The sequence below is a fragment of the Streptomyces sp. NBC_01591 genome, assembly GCF_035918155.1.
Classification (GTDB): Bacteria; Actinomycetota; Actinomycetes; order Streptomycetales; family Streptomycetaceae; genus Streptomyces.
The window spans coordinates 252,012-267,365 of sequence record NZ_CP109328.1; the positions used below are offsets into that span (position 1 = coordinate 252,012).

The following is a 15,354-nucleotide window of genomic DNA, read 5'->3' on the forward strand; positions in this document are numbered from 1 at the left end:
GTCACTCCTCCTCAGCCGTGGTGAGAGCGTTGTGACGGGTAGGGAGTAGTTCTGAGGGCGCCGATACAGCGCGATCGCAGCGGACGGACTCACCGACGATGACGTCCAGCCGCTCCTGCACGGGGACCGTGATTTCCAGGACGCTTCCGTCGGCCCGCTGGTCGTAGATCCTGCCGCCTTGCTGAATTGCCAGCGGCGCCGTGAGTAGAGTCGTACGCCGCTCCCGTTCGAACGTTGCCGCGTTCTTGCCCTCGACCCAGCTCCGGATCGTGTGCCACATGCCGCCTTCCCTTCCTGTCCGGATGCCGCCTGCGAGCGAAAGCGCCGCTCGGATCATCTGAACCACCATGCCTGCTCCCTCAGCCTGTCGTGTCTGCCTTCACCCCGGTAAGGCCTTCGACCCGCGGACTGGTTCACACGAACTTTCTGGGAAACCGACGCGGGACCAGGAGCCGTGGTTGGCGCTGAGATCGATCAGTGGGCCACCTCCGGCGTTCGCTCAGACTTCGATGAGATTTACTCAGCCTTCGGTGAGACAGGGCAGCAACGCTTCGATGAAAGCGGTAAGAATCCACATTTCTGATCAAATCCGGCAGACGGAAAGGCGGTGCTGGCGGCCTGCTGGCAAGGGGTCGGTATGACGAGGTGCCTGAACGGCTGGCAGGCCGCCAGGAGGCCGTACAGCCGATTTAGCCTGTCCTGAACGGGCATTGAATGCTCCGTACGGGTGAGGAAGGTGTGGCCAGCGCTCTCCGAGGGACCTTTCGAGCGCTTATCAAGACCTGTGGACGGGAGCCGAGCCGACCCAGCGGTGGTAGGCGTCCACGTCGACGTTGCTGCCGCACACGATGGTGACCACGTGTCGGCCGGCGAAGCGGTCGCGGTCTTCGAGGATCGCCGCGATGCCGAGTGCGGCCGACGGTTCGACGACGAGGCCGGCGTGGTCGAGGAGCATGCGGGGGTGTCCGGAATCCAACCGGCCACGAGAAGAGCGGTACCGCTCCCCCACCGCCGGGCGGAAGAACGGGGCCGCAGCACTGTCAGGCCATCGTGGTCACGGGCTGCCTGGCTGCGGAGCTGTCGCGAGCTCCTCACCCGTGACTTTGTGCAGTCGTTTCGTCAGCCTGTGCCGGTCGAGCTCGCCCATCCGCGCCATGAGAGCGTCGAACACCGGCTCCCGCCCGCCCGGCGGTAGCTGCCAGTCCCCCGCAACATCCTTCGGGGCATCCAGTGCCGGATGCTCGGCAGCCGGCAGATCTGCCGATGGCTTCCGGCGAGGCTCCGGCAACGTCGGATCAGGCGGTCCAGCCGCCTCAGTGCCTGGCTTGGGGGCAGTCGATTGAACAGGAGTGACCGACGGCGTCTCCAGTTCCGGTGAGGGCTTGGCCGTCTCAAGGTCCTGCACTTTCAGGTTCGCTCTGGTTTACCGCGGTAAACCGGGTCTGCTCCGGGGGCTGCCGCGAGACGGCCGCAGGCTGCGTGTGCATCCGCTGCTTCTGCTTGCCTTTCCCTCGGCTCTCCAGTTCGGCAATCCAGGCCGCAACCCCTCGACTGTCAGCCGTGTGACCGAAGAACCCCGGCAGGTGTAGGTGCCCACTGAATCCGACCAGGCCACGACAAAGCGGCCCCGCTCCCCCACCACCAGGTGAAAGAACGGGGCCGCCAATGACGCTTGACGCTATGCCTGGGAGTCCTCGACCCGGCTGGTCTCACTAAGCATCACGCGCTGGAGTTTCTTCGTCAGCATGTGCCGGTCCAGCTCGGACAGTTCCCCCATCAGCCGGTCAAACCACCTTTCCCAGTTGGCCAGAGCCTGCTTCTGCTCTGTGACAGGGATCAGCTCGACTTCGGGCGATTCAGGAGCGGCGTCGCGTGGCACAGGGACGGGCAACGCTTCGAGCGGGACAGTTCCCGGTGATTCGGCTGGCAGCGGCTCTTCTGCGCGCGGCACGGGCTGCTCTGATCCTGCTTCCGAACTGGAGGATGTGTATACCGCGGTATACGCCGGCTCAGGTTTGGGTGCCGGTGCGGCGGTCTCTCTCGCAGGCGCGGGGCCGGGGGCAGGCATGGGGCTAGGGGCAGGCGTGGGGGATCCCTTCCTGTCCGCCTTCTGCTTCGCAGCCATCCGATCGGCTTTCCACGCGGCGAGCTGATCGCTGGGCGGCATGGCCGAGTACATCCGCATGTCACGGAACGCCTTGAGCTCGCCGGAGATGACGAGTGCTTGCATCTCCTCGGAGAGGCGCAACAGACCGATGCGCTGACTGAACCACTGCTTCGACTTCTGCAGCTTCTCTGCAGCCTGCGTCTGGTTGCCGTTGGTCATCTCCAGCATCTGCTGAAGACCACGGGCTTCTTCGATGTAGTTGAAGTTCGACCGCTCGACGTTCTCTGTGAGAACAGCCGCGAGGAACCTGACGCGGGACTCGGCGATGTCCTCGCGGACGTGTACGTCGAGCGTAGGGAGTCCGACGTGGACGGCAGCCTTCCATCGCCGCTCCCCTGCGGCCATGACGATCCGGCAGTCCGGCAGCAGTTCCTCGTGTTCGGGGAACAGCTTGACGTAGCGGGCCCGGGTGATCCCGACACAAGGCTGAAGCTGCCCGGTGCGCATGCTGTTGCCGAGCTCTTCGAGCTTGACTGGGTCGAAGTCCTGGCGGGGGTTGAGGGGAGTGGGCGCCACCTGGTCGGGCGCCACGTGAACCAGAGTGGGCTTGCTGCTGCCGGGGGTGCTCTCCACGGCTGCTCCGGCCAGGGTGGCCAGGTTGAGTCGTCGGCCAGCCATCAGCGGCGGCCTCCGTATCCGAGCTCCAGCGCCAACCGGAAGTAGTCTTCGCGTGCTCGGAGCGTGGTGCCGTTGTCGGCGTACTGGGTAACGACCTTGCCTTCGGCCGCCGCACGGGTATGAATCTTGTACCGGCGGATCACGGTGTTGGCACGTGGCCAGCCCATGGCGTCGATGTACTCAAGAGTCTCATCGCGGTCGGCCTTGCCGTCGCGCGGATCCCAGGCATTGACGACGACCTTGTACGGCAGCCCCCGGGGTGCGATCACCTGGGTGATAGTGCGCGCGGTCGGGTCGAACGCAAGAGGTTCCGGGGGGAGCGGGACCAGGACGTCATCGGCGATGTCGAGTGCGGCCGCGAGGATGTGCTCGTTCTCAAGGCTGCCGGGGGTGTCGATGAAGATGTGCTGCCGCTGGTCGCTGCTTCCGAGAACATCGTGCGTAACTGCTGCCAGGTTGACCGTGGTGGTCGTCTTGCCGACTCCACCCTTCTGGTTCGCGATGACGTGGATCTCAGCGCCCAGGTTCTTGAGTTCCGCGAGGCTGTCGGGGTCCTCGTGGGCAGTCGCGAAGTCGAAGGGGAGGTTGTCGCCGATCCGGTCGGCCCACCAGATGGTGGATCCCTGTGGGTCGGTGGATACAACGAGAATGGAGGAGGCCATGATGCTCCGTTTCCGTGTGCTTCCCGAGGGGTTCTCGGTACTCGGACTGGAACAGCATTGCAGATGATCGATCCGGACATTTGCACCACCCTGGATGTTCCGCGTGGCGAAAATGTATACCGCGGTATACGCGGACGCAGTATCAGCGCGGCTGCCCGAACCGTCGGGTGACGGAGTCTCCGAACGGGCCGAGGCGTATACCGCGGTATACGCCTCGCCTCAGTCCCGCCTCTCCAGGGTGCATCTATCAGGTGCTGCCCTGGCTCTGTGCCTCGCCGTTCGAAGAAACCCCGCCGACTGGTCGCCGACGGGCGCATATACACGTGGACGATGCGCCACAGCCACGACAGGGACGGCGACGGCCGGTCCGTGGACTGCCGCCAGACCCTCACCCTCTCCCCACAGCCGGCGGCAGCGGAGGCCCGCTGCGCATCGTCTTCGCCGACGGACCGGGACGGCACGTTCCGGGCGGGGCCCCCATGGGCTCCGGCGGGGTGAGCCTCACCCAGGGCGAGTCCCTGAACCTGCACGAGCCGGGCGCCGTCCGGGCCCTGCTCGACGTAGCGCTGGCCCGCGGCTGGCAGCCGGGGGAGCAGCGAGCGGTGGAGGTCGACGGCTGAACCCTGCTCGAGGCGGCGGCCGTCGTGGGGGCCGGGGAGGCCGGCCCCGCGAGCGCATAGGGGCCTATGGCGATGCGTATCTGGGCTCGCGCCGCGATCGCCTGGTGCAGGACGGACCAGGCGCTCACAGAACCAGCTATGCCGCTGGGAATCCTGAGTACCCCCTTCGCCTGACTTCATTGATTCTCGTACCGGCTCACCGTGGCGCGATCAAAATTTGATGGGACTGGTCAAGCTCCGTCGAGACGGGCCAGTGACGGGGTCTTCGAACGGGCCGAGACCGTCCCGCCTCAGTCGACCTGGTTCGGTCTCAGAAGCCGTATCTCAACCGAACGTGATCGTTTGATTTCCGCTGGTCAGGCATTGTTTCGGTCGGAGTGAGGGAGAGTCCCGACGTTCTGTTCCGCTGGTTCGGTGAGGGGTGTGCGGTGGCGTCGATTCTGGGGTTGCTGGAGGTGCGGGAATCGGCTGCTCGCGAGCGGGTCGAGGATCTGCGGGAGGCGGCGGCCCGGGCGGCTGCGGCGCTGGAGGCTGCAGAGATCGAGCTGGACCGGCGGGTGATTGCGCGGGAGGAACTCGTCGAGGCCCTGGCCGCGTCCGCTACCGGGACCACCGCCCTGACCGAGGCGGAGACGGAAGCGGAATCAGTGCCCGCTTCCGCGCCGTTGCCGGGAACGACAGTGCCGTCCTGGCGGGAAGGTCTGTCGGCGACGGCTCTCTCGCCGGACTACCAGCGGATCCTGGGCATGCTGGCGGACCGGCCGGGTCGGGAGCCGGTGAAGGCCAAGGAAATTGCGGTGATGCTGGGGCTGGAACCGACGCCGGCGAAGGTGGAGGGCGTGCGGTCGAAGGCGAGGCGACTGGCGGAGCGCGGATGGCTGGTCCAGGAAGCGTCGGGGATGTTCAGCGCCGTCCGCGGGCCCGTGGCCGGGCCAGGCGGCGGCTCATCCGCGTGATCATCGACCACTGGATCATGGCCTCGCTGGTGGCGGTCAGGGTTTCGTAGTCACGGGCCAGACGGCGCGAATGCATCAGCCACGCGAACGTGCGCTCCACCACCCACCTGCGGGGCAGCACCACGAAGCCTTCCATGGCGTCGGTGCGCTTGACGACCTCCAGAGTGAGCGCGAGTTCCTGACGGCACCAGGAGACAAGGCCGCCGGTGTAACCGCCGTCGGCCCAGACCAGAGTGATCTCCCGGTGCAGCGACCGCAGTCGTCGTAGCAGGGGCACGGCCGCGTCCCGGTCGCCGACGTTCGCGGCTGTCACCGCGACGACCAGCAGCAGGCCGAGCGTGTCGGTCACGATGTGCCGTTTGCGGCCCGGCACCTTCTTCCCGCCGTCGTACCCGCTCGAGGAAACCGGCACCAAGGCGGAGGCCCGCACCGACTGCGCGTCGATGATCCCCGCCGAAGGCTCCGCCTCCCGGCCCTCGCGCTCACGGACCCTCCCACGCAGCCGGTCGTGGAACTCCGCGACCAGCCCGTGCTCCCGCCACCGGCGGAAGAAGGCATAGACCCGGCCCCAGGCCGGGAAGTCCGCGGGCATCGCACGCCAGGAAATCCCGCCCGCGACCAGGTAGCGGATCGCGTCGATCATCCAGCGGTGGCAGTAGCCCTCGGGCTGCCCGCCCTTGCCCTCCATCCAGGCCGGAGCCGGCAGCAACGGACGCACCGCCGCCCACTCCGCATCCGTCATGTCCGAGGGATACCGGCGCACCCGATCAGGATGATCAGCCGCGTTCCCGTACACGTGCGCGAGGCAATCACACGATGGAGGGGACGAGTTGAAGGCAACGGGGTCGGGCGCGTACAACTGCGACAACAGGGCCTCCTGGAACCGCTCGGATGGGATCGCACCCCCGAGCTACCAAGAGGCCCTGCCTTCATGCCCCGCCCACCAAAAGATCACCCGACCAGGAACCCTGTTCGACCCGCACGTTCCAACACCGGTTGAGGAACGGCTTGTCACAGCAGCTGTTGCATCAACCGATTGACTCCACCCTGGTTCAGTCAGGCGGTGGTGGTGACGCGGAATGCTGCTCGGCTCTGGTGACGCGTTCCTCAAGGGCCCGGATGCGGTCGTAGAGATCGACCAGGGTCACCCCGTTGGCAACCACGCCGGGGCGCTGCCAGTGCCTCCGCACAAATTCCTCTCGGCTCTCCTGCGACGACTGCTGGAATCCGGTCGGAGCCGCGGCGCGTGGTGCCGGCGCTGACCTGGGCTCGTTTCGCTCGAGCGAGACCTTTTGCAGCTTCAGCACAGCAATCGCACCGAGCACGATGACCACGAGAGCGGCGACGGGTATCAGCAACAACCAGCTGGCCGACATGAGAACCCACGCTTTCCGAAGCGTCCCACGATTTGCATCGTAGAATGGCGGGCACCGCGCCGGGCCGAGGAGATGCCGGACAGGCCCGCGGCCAGAACCGCCCGGATGATCGTCTTGACCACGGGTCCCTCCTCGCCGTCGGCCCTGTCTGACGGTGCGGACGATACGTGGTCGGGTGGCGCCTACCGATCCCAGGTTCGACCGCCGGCCCAACGCCGGCACGCGCGGCGACGCCACCGGCGCGGCGACCTGACGGCGTCGGGCCCGGCCCGCTTCGACATCCGTCCAATCGCATGACACGCCCTCAGGTGAGCCGGCGGAGTACCAGGCCCGACCCTCCCCTGGCCGAGCGAGCTTGATCTGATGGCGCAACTCGCCGGTACGCGGGTGCGCGAACGCCTCCGGGACTGGGACCGCGCCCCCTTCACCGGAGCGAGCCGCAAGCACGTCTCCGTCTGCAAGAAAATCCGACGCCTACTCCCCCACCGCCCCGCCGGGACGTGAACCTGGGATCGGTAGGCACGGCAGCGCACCTAGCGTCCACACCGTCAGGACATACTCGGCGGCACTGCCCGGTCGGCAGTGCGCAGTCGGTAGTCCGCAGCCAACAGTGCAGAGGAGAGTGCGTCATGGGAGTCTTCGACAGGCGTCGCCGGAGCCGCGAGGAGAAGGCCGCGGAGATCGTCGACCAGGTGGCCAGCGGCAAGGGTTTCTACGGTCGGGCCACGCGCGCGTTCATGGGCAGCGAGAACTTCGCCGAAGTCCAGCAGTCCATCGGCGCTTACAAGTCCGGTGGTGAGGTCCAGCAGTTGCTCGCCGCGGGGATACCGACCGTCCCGGCGGTCGTCGTGTCGATCAGCGACACGGGCAAGCTGGTCAACTTTGACCCGGTGGTGAACCTTGTCGTCCAACCGACCGGAGCGGCGGGCGGCCAGGTCACCCTGCAGACCCTGGTGTCCAAGCTGCAGATCCCCCGTGCCGGCGACCAGGTACTCCTGCTGGCCGATCCCGCGAATCCCGGCGGCTACCTCTACGGCGGGGTGGCCTGACCGACGCCGCCTGCGGACCGCTCGCCATTCCATTCGGTCCGGTCAACCCGACGCGAGGCAGCAACTCATGGCAGCACCGACCGCTCTGACGCCCGAGGCCGCAGACCTGGCGGCCCGTCACAACCTCGGCGCGCTGGAGACCACCTTCGCCCCCAAACGCCTGAACAAGCTGATCTCCGCCGCCATCTGGCTGGCGATTGTCACGCTGCTGCTCATGTTCGTGGTCCCTGGCCTGGTGTACCTCTGGACGCTGCGCAAGTTGCCGGACTTCAACCCGAAGCAGGCCTCCAAGCGACTCCATCTCTTCGAGAACGGGATGATCGCGCAACCGCAGGCCGGCGACGGCCTGGTTGCCATTCGCTGGGACTCCGTCAGGCTCTACCAGGACATCACCCAGACGTACTCCAACGGTGCGCCGGCTTACCGGCACTGCACCTACGTCGCTCTCGCCCCCGGCGCGAGCGCGACGATCACGGAGTTCTTCGAGAACCCCGAGACCTGGGGGTCCAGGATGCAGGAGGCCGTGGTCCACGCCCAGGGGACGAAACTACTGGAAGCGGTACTGGCGGGGGAGACCGTCCGCTTCGGTGCCTTCGAGGTCTCCGGTCTCGGCATAGCCACCGCGCAGAAGGGTCTCCTCTCCTGGCCCGATGTCCAGGAAATCCAGCTCAGGGCTGGCTGGGCCCGGGTCATGCGAACCGGCGTATCCGATGCCTGGGATGCCGACGCGGTCAGCAGGATCGCGAACCTCTATGTCTTCCTGACCATCGCCGAGAACCTCTCCGCGCAGTAGCGGACGCAGCACACCAAGGACGGCGGGAGACTCGGATGGACGGTCAGGGGATGCTGGGCCTGTGGTGGACGGTGCCGACGGGGCTGGCGCTGGTCGGGTACGGGAGCTCACTGGCCGGGGTGACGCGGCCACAGCGGGCGGTGTGGGTGACGGCGCGGGTGGTGGAGGTGCATCAGCCGGACCACGGTGACTCCAAGAGACCCGGGATACCAGTGACGGTCGCGTTCCAGGACCCGGCCACGGGGCGGGAGTTCAGGCTGCGGCACGCGGGGAAGAACGGCCACGTGGTGGAAACAGCATGGGTGGGCCGGGAGTTCCCGGTGCGTTATCCACAGGGGCGGCCGGAGCGGTTCCACCTGATGCTGGACATGTGGGGGGAGACGCGAGGGATGGGCGGGCCGAACTGCACGGTCTTCCTGCTGCTGGTGGGGCTGGTCATCCAGGCGTTCTTCGTGTGGGGCTGGCCGAGAGGGCTGATCTGCCTCGGTGGCCTGCTGTTCCTCATCGTCGCGATCAGCCGGGACTGTCAACTTGCGCGCGCCCGCGCGGCTCTGTTGGCCGAATCCGTCGCCGTCCCGGGCCGCGTGGTGGCCGTCACCAAGGACGTCTACACCGACGGGGAGGGCGACGAGATCGTCAACCACGCTCCCGTCGTCGCCTTCACCACCCATGAGGGAATCCTTGTCACCGCGCTGTGCCGCGAGGGCATCCCGGACCCCAGCCTGTCCCTCGACCGCGATCTCACGATCCACTACGCGCCCGCCGACCCGTCCGTCCTCACCCCCGACCTCGACCACGACCGCCGCGAGCGGGCGACGAGCGTCAGGTTCATCGTCACACTGCTGCTCGCCGGAATCGCGGCGGTCGCGGCGGGCGTGATCTCCCTCTACCACCTCTTGCCCGTCACCTGACGATGCAGGTCATGGCCGCCCACAGCAGGGGCGAGTGTTCGATCCGGCCGCCGGTGCGCCAGCGGTCCAGTTGCTCTCGCTGCCAGACGCCGAGGCGGTGCACAGGGTCGCGGTGTTCGTGGGCGGTGTCGACGGCGATGACGGCCTCCGTGAGCGGGCGTACGGGCTCGGGCACGTCGGCCAGCCGGTGGAAGGCAAGGCTGGTGGGCAGCACCCAGCGGGTGGCGGTGACCAGTTCGGCACCGTTGTGGATCATCGCGGACGCCAGGCCGAACGACTCGGCGAACCGCAGATCGCCGCCGCTCTCACAGGCGATCAGGGCGACGCGCGCGGGCGCGGGCCACAGCTGGGCCCCGGGGACGCCGTCGGCCCGCAGGGGGAGCGTGCCCAGGAGGAGATCCTTGGCCGACAGCGGCCGGTGGGTGCGGATCACATCCGTCAGCCCATCGGTTCCCGGACCGCAGCACAGATGAAGCGTGCCGTCCTCGCTCTGCCCGCTCTCGACCGGCGCGCCGCTCACATGCCCGACGTACATCAGCCGGCGCGCCCCCTTCCTCAGCACGCCGCCCAGCCAGTCCCGGTCCAGATCGGTGCGGCGGAACGCCTCGGCGGGAGTGGCCACGGGCGGCACGACGGTGCCCGCGTCGAGACGGCGCTGTACGAGCGACAGCAGCGCCGGGTCCGCCCCGGGCGGACCCAGCACCGAGCCGAGCGGGGAGTCAGCCCGGAACCCGGGCACCCGGGGGTCGAGGACGAGCACGACGGCTTCGGCTTCGGCGTCCGGTGCCGGACGCGTGGCGGCGCCGGGCCGCCGCAGCGAGGCCGGCGCGGTGGTCACGACGTCCGCGAGGTCGATGAGCCGTACGTCACCGCCGCTGCCGTCATCGTCATCCTCCACGGCGAGCCCCTCCCACGGGACCTGGGCGACCCGGGGCGACGGCTGGATCCGCACCAGCGGGCGGCCCGCGCGCTCCGACACGTGGCGGATCTGCTCGGTCAGGCCCGGCGGCCACAACGCCTCGGCCAGCACGCGCGCGAGCCGGCGTTCGGCCTCGTACGCGGCCATCGCACCCGACGCGAAGGCGCGCCGCATCCCCTCCGCCCCCTCGCCCGCGCCGGGCAGTGCGGCGGTCAGCGCGCGGACCGCCTGGGCGACCTCCTCGAAGGGCGCGTGCCCGGTGCCGAATCCCTGGGCCACGCGCGTCCACGTCCAGGTCATGTACAGGTCGCCGGCGTCGGCCAGCCGGACCTGGACCACCGGGCGGTTGGTCAGGCCGTCGGCGACCAGAACAGCACCTCCTCCTCGCTCACGATCCGCCGGTGATAGCGGAATTCGGCCGCCTTGATGTACTGCTCAAGCGCGATGCGGCCCGTTTCCGGTGACATCACCACCCTCGGCGGCGGCGCGACGCGCAGGCCGACGGAGGCGGCGGCCTCGGCCGCCACGCCGCCCAGCGTCATCGGGCCGTCGGCGGGCGCGTACGTCTTCATGGCGGCGTCCGGGAAGACCGTCCCCTCGCCGGGGGCAGCCGGCGGCGTACGGTCGGTGCGGCCCAGAACCAGCGAGGCGCCCGCGCAGCGGTGTTCCACCAGTTCGAAGAGCAGCCCCTGATCGCCGCTGCGGTTGACGAGGCGGAAGGCCAGCCGCATGGCGTCGTCTGCCAGTTCCAGCCACTGGCTGCGCGCGTGGGCGGTGGCGAAGTCGTAGCGTGCCGCCTCCAGCGCCAGCGCGACGGGAAGCGCGAGGGAGATCGCGGTGGCGATCGCGGTGGTGATCGACGCCGGCTCGTAGTCGCCGGGGTTGATCCGGTTCAGGTTGTCCTCAAGGATCCGGGCGAGCGTCAGGTCCACCTGTGCGCACCGCTCGTACACCCCGCGCTCCTGGTACACATCGCGCGCCGCCTGGGCCAGCCGCTGCAGCTCGGCGATGTCGCCCCGGTCGTACGCCTGCTGGGCGGCCAGCAGCATGGTGTCGGCGGCGGCGATCGCGGAGCCGAGCCGTTCGAAGCGGGCCAGGCTCGACGCCATCAGGTCGTTCGCGCCGGTGGCGTCGCCGCGGCGCTCGGCGAGGGAGGCACGCGCCTGATCGCAGACCGCGAGATCCTCGAACTGGCCCTGCCGTTCGAAGATCGCGGAGGCCTCGGCGTACAGCTGTTCCGCGCGGTCGAGGTCGCCGGCGCGCATCGCGGCGTACGCCCGGTGGGAGATCAGCTGCTGCCGCCCAGCGTTGTGTCCCAGCGCCAGATAACCGTCATCCGCACGGGCGAAGTAGTCCTCCGCCAGGTCGAACCGCCGGGTCGAGGCGCAGATGATTCCCAGACAGTCCAGCAGATGCGGCACGATCGCGGGCGTGGTGGACAGCAGCGCCGAAGCCAGCTCCTCGGCCGCGCCCCACTCGCTCCGGTCCACCAGCAGATGCACCCGGGTCTGGCCGATCTCCGCGGTACGCAGCCCCTCGGGATCGTTCAACTCGGCCAGCAGGGTCGCCGCCTCGTCCACAGCCGCCTGCGCCTCGTCCAGGCTCCCGGTCCTGCGCATCAGTTCGGTCCTGGCCAGCAGTGTCTTCAGCAGGACTTCCAGCCACAGTTGGCGGCCGCGCGGCCCCATCGGCACGGACGCGACGCCCCGCACCAGACCGAGGGCCTGCTCGATGGAGAGGGCCGCGCCGGGCAGATCCGTGGCCGTGAGCTGGACCGTCCCGATATCGGACAGCAAGTGCCCCCGCAGGAGCCGCACATCGGGAGAGTCCTCGAACGACTCGGCGAGGGTGAGCAGTTCTTCGTAGACGGCCTGCGCGGCAGGGAGATCTGAGGTCAGTTGATGGTGCTCAGCGAGTTCGAGGCCGCTGTCGAAGGGCTCGCCGTAGCTCAGTCCCGCCAGCTGTTCTGCCTGTTCGGCTTCGTCTTCCGGCATGGGCTAGAAGTCCTCCTCCACGGCAGCGGCGGCGGCGATCTCGGCGAGGAACGGTCCCGGGTGCGTGTCGTCGTACGGCGAGGGCCGCGCCGCGGCCGCCAGCCGCTGCCGGGCCAGGGCGCGGACCGCGTCGCGATGGGCGGCGTCGCCGGGGGCGCCGGGGCCCGGGTCGAAGCCGGGGAACAGGACGGCGACCTCGATGCGCGGCGGCATCGCGGCCGACGGCAGGTCCTGGCCCACGTCAAGGTCCAGGTCCGCGTGGCCGGTCCACAGGTCGTCCCGCAGGACGAGGGGCACCCGGGCCGCCCGGCCGCCGTCCACCCGGACCTCGGCCACAAGGGGCGCTCCGGCGGCGGGCGCGGCGACGTCCGCGACGACCTCGACCTCGATCCGGCGGCGGGCGCCGACCGCGCGGGCGGTCCAGGACACCGCGTCCTCGGCGGCGTCGACGAAGCCGGGCGGGTAGCGGCGCCAGTCGTTGCTGCCCGAGCCCCGGGTGATCACCCGGCCACCCGCGACGAGCGGATCGCCCGCCGCGAGGGCGTACCCCCTGTGCCGCGCGAAGAGGGTGCCGAGGTCGACCGACGTACCGACCGGACGGCGCTGGTCCAGGGACGCCCGAAGGTGACGCAGTGACGGGCCGCCCAGCCCGGCGCTGTCGGCCACGTCGTCGATCAGCCGTAGGACGCTGTCCAGGTGATGCGCCGTATCGGTCGGCTGCGCTGGAGCGAGCCACCACCGGACCAACAGGTCGAGCGCCGCCTGATACTCCGCTATCAGTTCGGCCGCGCAGTCATCGGGCTGATCGCCGAAGGCGGTGTCGAACAACTGATGGCACTGGTGGGTGAGCGCGGCCAACTCCAGTCCGAGCACATCCGGTTCGAGCTTCGTTATCCCATCCATGTACGACGTCGGCCACCACCGGGCCGCCCAGTGCCCGAAGGCGAGCCGGGCGGCACCGCCCGCCAGAGTGGTCACCTCCGCCGCCGCCACCGTCACGCCGGCCGGCACCCCCGCCTCGCAGCCGTGCACGGCGGCGGCGACGCGCTCACCGTAGAGCGCCCACAGCCACTGCTGCGCCCGCCCCGCGTCGTGGACCTGCGCCGCCGGCAGGCCCTGAGCACCGAGGACGGGCCAGGTCAGAACCGCGCCCGCGACGTCGAGAACGGCCCGGGTGAAGGCGGGCCCCGCGGGCTCGTCGCCGACCCGTACGGTGCCGTCCTCGGCTCGCGTGACATGGGTGTCCATGCTGGCCTCGGGCATTACGCGTTCCTCGGCTCGGCCGCCGGCGCGGCGGTCGCCGACAGCGTGCGCAGCGCCGAGCGGACCCTGGCGCGGTGGTCCATCATCACCGAGCGGGCGACCCCGTCAAGCAGTGCCCAGGCCGACGCCATGTCGTTCAGCGGCGCGTCGCGGACATCCCGCCCGTGCAGCCGCACCCACAGCCGCCGCATGTAGGCGACCCACGGGGTGCGAAGGTCCCGGGCGAGCGCGTCCAGCACGCCGCCGTCCGGGTCGGGGCAGGGAGAAACGGTCATCCTGCGGGCGCGGAGGACAGATGCCTCCCGTTGCCAGCGGCTGTTGACGGCGCGGTGCGCCGCCGTCCGCCCCGGCACGGACTCCCCGCTGCCCAGCGGATCCAGGCCGACCGCGAGTCGACCGCCGAGGACCACGGCAACCCGCAGGCTCTCGTCGTGCAGACCGAGCGGAGCGCAGCTGCGGCCGACCTCCCGCCGGACGAGTTCCGGCACCGTCGGCAACCCCTCGCGCCGCACCGACGACTGCAACACGACGAAGAGCCGCTCGAAGAGCGTGCGGTCCAGCGGCGCCGGAAGCGTGGCGGTCGAGGCACCCCGGCCGACCTCCGGTCGCGGCGGCACCTGATGCTCGGTCAGTTTCAGATGCGCCGGCAGATCGTCGCGTCCCCAGACACCGCTCGCCTGCGCCCACAGGGCTCGGCCGAGCAGGCTTCCGTATCCACCCTCGACCATGGCCTCAAACGACGACGAATTCCTCTCCGGGCTTGGCGCCCCACAGGCTTCGAGAACTGCGGCCGCCGCATGGGCTGCCACGCCGGCGTCACCGGCCGGAGCCGTCTGACGGCTCTCCCAGGCGGCGGCCAGGTCTCCGTCGAGCCGGGAGCGCCGGGCGGCGTCGGCCAGATGGTCCTTCAGCGCCTCCACCGTGCGCCCACCGGCGGCATTAGCCACATCCGCGAGGGCGGCCCTGGCCACTGCTTCCGCACCGGCTGAGGGCTCTCCGTGCTCGGTGGCCAGCTCGAAGCAGAGCTGGAAGTACAGGTCCTGGGGGTTGCCCGCCACGATACCCAGCGCCCGGCGGGACTTCTTGAGCAGTGTGAACCACTGCGCCGTTGCCGCAAGGCGCGCGCCGGCCTCCCGGATCAACGCCTCGAGGAGCGCGGCCTCCCGCGGGTCGAGGAAGTCGGCCGCGAGTTCCGGACGCAGCGACGGCCTGACCACCAGCGGCAGCACGATCAGCTTGACCGACCGGGTCAACGGCGCACCACCGGGGCCGCTCAGCGAATCCAGCCCCGGCCCGAGGCCGCGCCAGGCCCTGTCGATGACCATGGCGCGCGGACGACGCTCGCTGGTCGGCTGGCTCAGGGGCGGCATGGCACGAGATTACGGCGTCCGGGACACCCGGGCGAATCTGGGATCGGTAGGTGCCATCGGCCCCCTACCGTCCACATCGTCAGGCAGGGCCGGCGGCGAGGAGGGGACCATGGCCAAGACGACGATCCGTACCGTCCGGCGCGCTCGGCAGGTATGCGTGGCCCGGCTCACCACAGCCGGTGCGCTGTCGGCCCGGAGACCCCGAGCAGGCCGAACTCGGTTACGGCACCGACCCGGTCACGTTCGAGACCGTATACGCCGAGGACCAGGTCCGGTCAGCCCTCAGTACCCGCCGCGATCTCGACAGCGCCGCACGCGGCATCCGGGCCGAGGTCGTGGTCGCCGCCGTCTCGTCTCTACCGGACGCCGAGGACGAGGTCGCCCTCCGGCCACCCGCCAACCCCGGCGCGCCGGGACCTGACAGCACCAGGAGGAGCGAACGTCATGGGAATCCTCGGAGAGCGTCGCAACAGCCGCGAGGAGCGGGCCACAGAGATCGCCAAGAGGGTGGCAATCGGCAAGGGTGCTCACGGCCGGCCCACGCACGCGCCGCCGTCCACCTCACCGCCGGCGCAGCCATGGATCAGCGGGACACAACGGACCGGACACGAATTGTGCGCAACCCATCAGGGCCCGGCTACACGGCCCACCTTCGA

14 protein-coding genes and 1 pseudogene are annotated in these 15,354 nt (G+C 69.6%); 5 read left to right on the forward strand and 10 right to left on the reverse strand.

The window, feature by feature from the left end; genetic code table 11:
- Position 1: 1 nt before the first annotated feature.
- The 4 genes and pseudogenes from OG978_RS42090 to OG978_RS42105 all read right to left on the reverse strand — a co-directional run bounded on the left by OG978_RS42090 (position 2) and on the right by OG978_RS42105 (position 3,447).
- Positions 2-280, reverse strand: coding sequence for a hypothetical protein (locus OG978_RS42090; RefSeq protein ID WP_326770376.1), 279 nt, complete (start codon positions 278-280; stop codon positions 2-4).
- 495 nt (positions 281-775) lie between these two features.
- Positions 776-958: pseudogene (locus tag OG978_RS42095) on the reverse strand (threonine dehydratase); the annotation flags it as partial.
- 720 nt (positions 959-1,678) lie between these two features.
- Positions 1,679-2,740, reverse strand: a complete 1,062-nt coding sequence (locus OG978_RS42100) for a ParB/RepB/Spo0J family partition protein (RefSeq protein ID WP_326770377.1) — start codon at positions 2,738-2,740, stop codon at positions 1,679-1,681.
- Between the two features lie 44 nt (positions 2,741-2,784).
- Positions 2,785-3,447: a ParA family protein gene (locus OG978_RS42105; protein ID WP_326770378.1), complete on the reverse strand. Its 663-nt coding sequence runs from the start codon at positions 3,445-3,447 to the stop codon at positions 2,785-2,787.
- 494 nt (positions 3,448-3,941) lie between these two features.
- Between OG978_RS42105 and OG978_RS42110 the strand changes: the two genes are divergently transcribed.
- Both OG978_RS42110 and OG978_RS42115 read left to right on the forward strand, forming a co-directional pair.
- The gene (locus OG978_RS42110) at positions 3,942-4,067 is read left to right on the forward strand and encodes a hypothetical protein (protein WP_326770379.1); all 126 of its coding nucleotides are present in this window, start codon (positions 3,942-3,944) and stop codon (positions 4,065-4,067) included.
- A gap of 428 nt (positions 4,068-4,495) precedes the next feature.
- Positions 4,496-5,023 carry a hypothetical protein gene (locus tag OG978_RS42115; RefSeq protein ID WP_326770380.1) on the forward strand — a complete coding sequence of 176 codons (528 nt, stop codon included), beginning with the start codon at positions 4,496-4,498 and terminating at the stop codon, positions 5,021-5,023.
- Here the strand turns inward: OG978_RS42115 and OG978_RS42120 are convergent.
- Both OG978_RS42120 and OG978_RS42125 read right to left on the reverse strand, forming a co-directional pair.
- Positions 4,971-5,765, reverse strand: a complete 795-nt coding sequence (locus OG978_RS42120; RefSeq protein ID WP_326770381.1) for an IS5 family transposase — start codon at positions 5,763-5,765, stop codon at positions 4,971-4,973. The genes OG978_RS42115 and OG978_RS42120 overlap by 53 nt on opposite strands.
- Positions 5,766-6,075: 310 nt before the next feature.
- A complete protein-coding gene (locus OG978_RS42125) occupies positions 6,076-6,399 on the reverse strand; it encodes a hypothetical protein (protein ID WP_326770382.1) in 324 nt (107 codons plus the stop codon).
- Between the two features lie 629 nt (positions 6,400-7,028).
- Between OG978_RS42125 and OG978_RS42130 the strand changes: the two genes are divergently transcribed.
- From OG978_RS42130 to OG978_RS42140, 3 genes are all read left to right on the forward strand, one after another.
- Positions 7,029-7,448 carry a hypothetical protein gene (locus OG978_RS42130; protein WP_266798933.1) on the forward strand — a complete coding sequence of 140 codons (420 nt, stop codon included), beginning with the start codon at positions 7,029-7,031 and terminating at the stop codon, positions 7,446-7,448.
- Positions 7,449-7,515: 67 nt separating this feature from the next.
- On the forward strand, positions 7,516-8,241 hold the full coding sequence (locus OG978_RS42135) for a DUF6585 family protein (RefSeq protein WP_326770383.1): 726 nt from the start codon (positions 7,516-7,518) through the stop codon (positions 8,239-8,241).
- A 35-nt stretch (positions 8,242-8,276) separates the two neighbouring features.
- On the forward strand, positions 8,277-9,152 hold the full coding sequence (locus tag OG978_RS42140; RefSeq protein WP_326770384.1) for a DUF3592 domain-containing protein: 876 nt from the start codon (positions 8,277-8,279) through the stop codon (positions 9,150-9,152).
- On the opposite strand, the gene OG978_RS42145 is transcribed toward OG978_RS42140, so the two are convergent.
- Genes OG978_RS42145 through OG978_RS42160 form a run of 4 tightly spaced genes read right to left on the reverse strand, consistent with a single transcriptional unit; the run spans position 9,145 to position 14,698 of the window.
- Positions 9,145-10,410, reverse strand: a complete 1,266-nt coding sequence (locus OG978_RS42145) for a CHAT domain-containing protein (RefSeq protein WP_326770385.1) — start codon at positions 10,408-10,410, stop codon at positions 9,145-9,147. The genes OG978_RS42140 and OG978_RS42145 overlap by 8 nt on opposite strands.
- 11 nt (positions 10,411-10,421) lie before the next feature.
- Positions 10,422-12,065: a hypothetical protein gene (locus OG978_RS42150; RefSeq protein ID WP_326770386.1), complete on the reverse strand. Its 1,644-nt coding sequence runs from the start codon at positions 12,063-12,065 to the stop codon at positions 10,422-10,424.
- A 3-nt stretch (positions 12,066-12,068) separates the two neighbouring features.
- Entirely contained in the window at positions 12,069-13,328 is a 1,260-nt protein-coding gene (locus tag OG978_RS42155) for a hypothetical protein (RefSeq protein WP_326770387.1), read from the reverse strand.
- Positions 13,328-14,698, reverse strand: coding sequence for a hypothetical protein (locus tag OG978_RS42160; protein WP_326770388.1), 1,371 nt, complete (start codon positions 14,696-14,698; stop codon positions 13,328-13,330). Before OG978_RS42160 ends, OG978_RS42155 begins: the two co-directional genes overlap by 1 nt.
- Between the last annotated feature and the right edge of the window lie 656 nt (positions 14,699-15,354).